Raw genomic sequence first — 6,206 nt, forward strand, 5'->3', positions numbered from 1 at the left:
AGTTAATAATTAGATTTTCGGTCTTTATCTTCTTCTACGTTGGTTATAAAATATTTGGTATCACCTAGCCAGAAGAAAGACGCATAGCGCTCAAAATAGTGTAGCTTAACAAATCGTCCTTGTAGTCGGTTTAAATCTTTTATGACTTGGTTTTCATTACCTTGAACAGAGAATTTAAAAATCTGCGCTTCAGATACACCTTGACTTATTTCGCCTTCCCAAGTTTTAAACACAACACCTTTGTTACTAAATTTAACCAACTCGCCAGCTCTAACTCCTTCACTATAAGTTACAAAATAGATGAAACAGAAATAAGCAGCAACTATAAGAAAAATTGCAATTAAAGATTTTATTAGAAATTTTATCATGATGTTTTATATTTACTCTTCAGATTCTGCTCTTTTAATAAAAGCTTCTGGTAATGCCTTTTTTGCTTTAGCACCTAATTTTTTAATTTTCTCAACACTTGTTACAAGGTTTCCTTTACCTTCAACTAGTTTGTTCATTGCAGCAGAATAATCTGTTTTAGCTGCATCAATTTTCTTTCCAACACCTGTTAGGTCTGTTACTAAACCGTGAAATTTATCGTACAAAGCACCTGCTTGACGTGCAATTTCAATGGCGTTTTGTTGCTGTTTTTCGTTATTCCACATACTATCAACTGTGCGTAAAGTAGCTAATAGAGTAGAAGGTGTAACAATAACAATATTTTTTTCGAAAGCTTTATTGTATAATGAGTTGTCTGCATTAATGGCTACTGCAAAAGCAGGTTCAATAGGCACAAATAATAATACAAAATCTGGACTTTCTATATCGTATAAATCTTCATATTTCTTTTCAGAGAGTTGATCTACATGTCTTCTAATAGAATTTATGTGTGCTTTTAAGTAAGCTTCTCGCTCTTCATCTTCTGCATTAACGTAACGTTCGTAATCGGTTAAAGACACTTTACTATCAATAATCATTTTTTTGTTGTCTGGTAAGTGCAACACAATATCTGGTAGTACTCTTGTGCCATCCTCTCTAGTAAAATTTTGTTGTACAAAATACTCTCTGTCTTTTTCTAAACCAGATTTTTCAAGCACACGTTCAAGAACAAGTTCGCCCCAATTTCCTTGCATTTTACTATCGCCTTTTAAAGCTTTGGTAAGGTTTGTTGCTTCTTTAGTCATTTGTTGGTTTAAGTCTTTTAAACCTAATAACTGCTCTTTTAAGGCAGAGTGCATACTTATACTTTCCTTTTGGGTATCATCTACTTTTTTCTCGAAAAGCTGAATTTTCTCTTGTAAAGGATTTAATATATTCTTTATATTTTCTTTATTCTGAAGTGTGAATTTTTCAGATTTGGCGTCTAGAATTTTGTTAGCCAGATTCTCGAAATCTGTACGTAATCTTTTTTGTTGTTCTTCTAACTCTTCATCTCTTTTTAAATTAAGTTGTTGCAGGTTTTCGTATTCTGAATTTTTACGTGTTAATTCAGTATTTAAAAAGTCTTTTTCACGACGAATGCCTTCACGTTCAACTTCAATTTTAGAAACGGTTTCTTTTAATTCTGTTAACTTATTGTCGAAAGCTTGATTTTGCTTTTGGTTCTCCGTTTCAGAGAATTGTTTAAAGTCGTTAAGCTGCTGTTGTAAGTTAGTGTTACGTTCCTCTAAAGTACTTTTTTCGCTTTTACTTTTAAGTTTTGTAAAAAGCATGCCTAAATAAGCACCTATTAAGGCTGAAATTAGAATAGCTATGATGAGGATGAGGTTGTCGTTCATTAAAAAAAAAAGAGTTTTATCAAAGATAATTAATTTGTCATTCTGAACGCAGTGAAGAATCTATTAATAATTAGATGTTTTAGTTAGATGAATATAAAACTATTTAATCACCCTAAAACTTCCAATTTTCTCATCAAAAATAATCATATTTTTTGGAAACAAATTATTAAAAGCACCTTGTTCTATTAAATTACAAGGCGAATCATTTACTATTCCATCCTTAGACATTACAATCATGCTATCACACAATTGGATTGCCAAATCAATTTCGTGAGATGAAAATAAGATAGTCTTACCAGTTTCTTTAGTTAGTTTTTGAAGCAATTTTAAGATATACGCTTTATGATACATATCTAAGTGAGTAGTAGGTTCATCTAGAATTATTAAGTCTGTATCTTGCGCTAATGCACGTGTAATCATTACTTTTTGAAGCTGTCCATCACTAAGTTCAAAACATTTTTTATGTTTTAAATCAGTAATATTTGTTTGTGTAATGGCTTTGTTTATTACTGTAATGTCAGTTTCAGATAAACTACCTACCCAATTGGTGTATGGCTGTCTACCTAATGCAATAAGTTCGAAAACCGATAAGTTTTTAGATGTGATTTGTTCGGTTAAAACCAAACTCATAGCTTGTGCTAACTCTAAATTTTTATAACTTTCTAGAGGTTTATTATTTAAGTAAAGAGCTCCAGATAATTTGGGTTGTACTTGTGTTAAGGTTCTTAATAATGTAGATTTTCCAATACCATTTGCACCAATCAAACCAATTAATTGTCCTTCTTTTAATTCTAAATTAATATTTGACGCAACAATAGTTTCAGTCTTTTTAGACTTGTAGCCAATGGAAAGGTTTTTGGTTTCTAGGATTGTATGTTTGATATTGTTTTCCATCTAAAAAACCATTTTACGTTTTCTTACCAACAACCAAACCACAACTGGAGCACCAATTAAACTAGTAATAGCGTTAATAGGCAATGTGTAATCTGTATTTGGTAATTGTGCAATACTATCGCAAACAAGCATTACAATAGCACCAAATAAGAACACAGCAGGAATTAATATTTTATGATTTGAAGTATTAAAAATTTGTCGTATCATGTGTGGAATAGCTAGACCTATAAAAGCTATTGGTCCAGCAAAAGCAGTTATGGTTCCTGCTAATAAACTTGTTGCTATGATGATTGCTATTCGGCTTTGTTTCAGGTTTAAACCCAAACTTTTTGCATAATTCTCACCTAATAAGAGTGTGTTTAATGCTTTTATAGAACCAATACTAAAGACAATTCCAATGGTATATATAATTGCGAATATTTTAACCTCTTCCCATTGTAAATCGCCTAAACTACCAAAGCCCCAAAAAATGTATTGTTGTAACTCTTCAGCAGAACTAAAATAGGATAGTACACTTACAACTGCTGCTGTAATACTACCAAACATAAGACCAATAATAAGTATAGCCATTGTATCTCTAACTCTTGAGGATACAATTAAAACGGTTAGTAATACTAGAAAACTACCTAAACTAGCTGCAATAACTAAGCTCCATTTAGATATTAAAAGAGTTGCGAAAAAACCGCCAAATACAGATGATCCCATAATTAGTAAAGCAACACCTAAACTAGCTCCAGAAGTAATACCTAAAACAAAAGGGCCTGCTAATGGATTACGAAATAAGGTTTGCATTAACAATCCCGAAATACCTAAACCAGAGCCAACCAAGATTGCAGTAATAGCTTTTGGTAATCTGTAATTTTGAATAATGTACTCTTGACTAGTATAGTTGTCTGAATTTGCGGAAAAACTACTAAATATTGATTTAAATGGTATTGAGATAGATCCCAAACTTATATTTGCGAAAAAGCAAAATAGTAGAATGACTATTAGAATAGAAAATGTATATGTGTACTTGTTTTTCAATAATTTAATATTTTATCATTCAGAGCGAAGCAAAGAATCTCTTAGGATAAAACAAAGCTAAAAAAAAGATTCTTCGCTTCGCTCTGAATGACGTTGATACTATTTTAGTTTTCTAAAAAAATAAGGTTCATAATCTGGTAATAACTCTGGATGGCAAATTTTTATAATGTCTTTTAAGACTAAATCTGGTCTTGCAGTACCCAATTCGTAATACAAAACACCTCCAGTTTTTCCTGTGGTATTAGAAAACGTATAAATGTTATCATTTTTAAAAGCATCAAATTTTGCATAATGATTACTTGCTTTTACTAATGCGTCTTTACTAGAATAATAGGATGGACTTAACCACAAGTTTGCCGATTTTGCTTTACTAAAAACCACTTCAAAGTTAAGCGCAATACTACCTTTGTCTGTTGTATCGCTCCATAAATAGTTAGTATTTGCATCTTTTAGAAACTGTGCTTCTGTACTTGTGCCATTTGGTAAATACCAAATGTCTTTATACATGGCTCCACATAAAATAGTTGGTTTAGTTTTAGCGTTAAATGCAAGTTTTTTTGCTTCGTTATAATCGGTCTCTATTTGCCTAAAAATAGAATCTGCGTCTTTTTCTTTATTGTAAAGTGCTCCAAAAAACTTAATCCATTCTGCTTTTGCAAGTGGTGATTTTTCAACCCAATCGCCATTATAAATAACAGGAATATTTGCTTTTTTAATGGTTTCAAGAGATTTGCTTTTACCATCGACACCAAAAGCGATAACAACATTAGGATTAATATCTAGTAAAACTTCGGTGTTTATACCTTCATTTTTCCCTAATTCTCTAACTTGTTTATTATCAATTCTTGCTCTAGTTTTCTCTGAAGAAATATAATCTGTTCCAGGAAAACCAACTAAGGTGTTTTCAGCATTTAATAACTCTAAGGCAGGAATATGAGTTGTAGATGTTACTACAATTTTTTTAATAGGAGTGATTATAATACCATCATATTGATCTCTCATAAAAGTAGTTTTAGAAGCTTCTTCTTTAGAAATTAAAACATACTTAAAAGTTTGATTACTTTCTGGCCAAGGACTTTTTATTTCTAGAATATTATGATTGTTGTTTTTTGTAATTGAAAATCCTTCAGCGTATGCTACAGTCGTGTTACTTTTTGTTTCTAAAGGCGACAATTTTATTTCAATCTCTTTATCTTCTTTACAAGAGGAAAAGACTAAGAGTATTAAAATTAAAAAGGTATTTCTAAAAATTATTAATTTCATTCTTCAAAAGTAATATTATTTAATGTTTTGCATGTAACATTAAACAAAAAGGTTATTTTTGCATCGAATTTTGGTTTAGTTTCACAATTAAGTGAGACCGATTAAAAGGGAATCAAGTGTAAATCTTGAGCTGTTCCCGCAACTGTAATTTTATGCTCAACTTGGTTGAGTACCTTTTTAAAAGGATGTTATTGTCTTAAACCACTGGAAATATTTTCTGGGAAGGAAAAATAATAATTAAAAAAGTCAGGAGACCTGCCATTTTCAACATCAAAAAAATCTTCGGGAGAAAGGTTTTAAGATTATGAAAAAAAGTATTCTATTTTTAATTTTTGTTAGTGTTGGTTTTTGCAGTATTGCTCAAACTAAGCTAGATTCTATTCAAGAATTAGATGAAGTGATGTTGAGTGATTCTAAACTTAAAAATTTCTCGTCTGGTTATAAAATAACAAAGTTAACCGATTCTATACTTACTAATAATGCAAGTAATCTTACTGGATTATTAGCCTTTAATTCTAATATTTATTTTAAAGAAAATGGATTTGGAATGGTTTCTTCTCCATCTTTTCGTGGTACTAATGCATCACAAACGGCTGTTATATGGAATGGCATAAATATTAATTCGCAACTTAATGGTCAAACCGATTTTAATACCATTAACACCACAAACTTTAATTCTGTAGACATTAGAAGTGGTGGTGGAAGTGTACAATATGGTAGCGGAAGTATTGGAGGAACCATTCATTTAAATAATAAATTAAAGTTTAATTCTCATTTTAATAGTAGTGTAAGAGTCTCTTATGGAAGTTTTGATACGCAACAATATACTGTGTTAACAGATTTTGGAGGTGATAAATTCTCAGGAAATATAGGATTGAGTTATGTAGATTCTGAGAATGATTATGAGTTTTTAGGTACAGATAAAGTGAACACCAATGGTGAATTTAATAACCAAAACATTAATGTTAATTTGGGTTATTTTATTAGTGATAAAGATGTTATAAAATTATACCATCAAACTTTTATAGGTAGAAGAAACCTATCTAGCACGCTTGTTGCAACATCAATAAGCAGAATTGATGACCAGAATTTTCGTAGTATGTTAGAGTGGACTCGCGTTGGAAGCAAAATACAATCTACTTTTAAAGCAGCACATTTACAAGAGCATTTTAAATTTTTTGAAAATAAGGATAAAGCTAATTTTTCCTTCGGAAAAGTAAAAACGTTAGTATTAAAACACAATCTTAATATTGATTT

At 30.7% G+C, this 6,206-nt stretch carries 6 protein-coding genes and 1 riboswitch; of the genes, 1 reads left to right on the forward strand and 5 read right to left on the reverse strand.

The features are described from left to right. Window positions 1-2: 2 nt before the first annotated feature. The 5 genes from Q0C58_RS08240 to Q0C58_RS08260 form a co-directional block, all read right to left on the reverse strand. Window positions 3-368, reverse strand: coding sequence for a 6-phosphogluconate dehydrogenase (locus Q0C58_RS08240; RefSeq protein WP_290699895.1), 366 nt, complete (start codon window positions 366-368; stop codon window positions 3-5). A gap of 12 nt (window positions 369-380) precedes the next feature. Further along, the gene (gene rmuC, locus Q0C58_RS08245; protein ID WP_290699898.1) at window positions 381-1,766 is read right to left on the reverse strand and encodes a DNA recombination protein RmuC; all 1,386 of its coding nucleotides are present in this window, start codon (window positions 1,764-1,766) and stop codon (window positions 381-383) included. Between the two features lie 99 nt (window positions 1,767-1,865). Continuing rightward, window positions 1,866-2,660 carry an ABC transporter ATP-binding protein gene (locus tag Q0C58_RS08250; protein WP_290699901.1) on the reverse strand — a complete coding sequence of 265 codons (795 nt, stop codon included), beginning with the start codon at window positions 2,658-2,660 and terminating at the stop codon, window positions 1,866-1,868. Continuing rightward, a complete protein-coding gene (locus tag Q0C58_RS08255) occupies window positions 2,661-3,686 on the reverse strand; it encodes an iron ABC transporter permease (RefSeq protein ID WP_290699904.1) in 1,026 nt (341 codons plus the stop codon). It abuts the gene before it with no gap. Window positions 3,687-3,785: 99 nt separating this feature from the next. After that, a complete protein-coding gene (locus tag Q0C58_RS08260) occupies window positions 3,786-4,949 on the reverse strand; it encodes an ABC transporter substrate-binding protein (protein ID WP_290699908.1) in 1,164 nt (387 codons plus the stop codon). Between the two features lie 59 nt (window positions 4,950-5,008). Further along, window positions 5,009-5,227, forward strand: a riboswitch (cobalamin riboswitch). Between the two features lie 26 nt (window positions 5,228-5,253). On the opposite strand from Q0C58_RS08260, the gene Q0C58_RS08265 reads away from it, so the two are divergent. After that, a partial coding sequence (locus tag Q0C58_RS08265; protein ID WP_290699911.1) for a TonB-dependent receptor occupies window positions 5,254-6,206 on the forward strand: 953 nt, incomplete at its 3' end.

The sequence above is a fragment of the Lacinutrix sp. genome, assembly GCF_023299985.1.
Taxonomy (GTDB): domain Bacteria; phylum Bacteroidota; class Bacteroidia; order Flavobacteriales; family Flavobacteriaceae; genus Lacinutrix.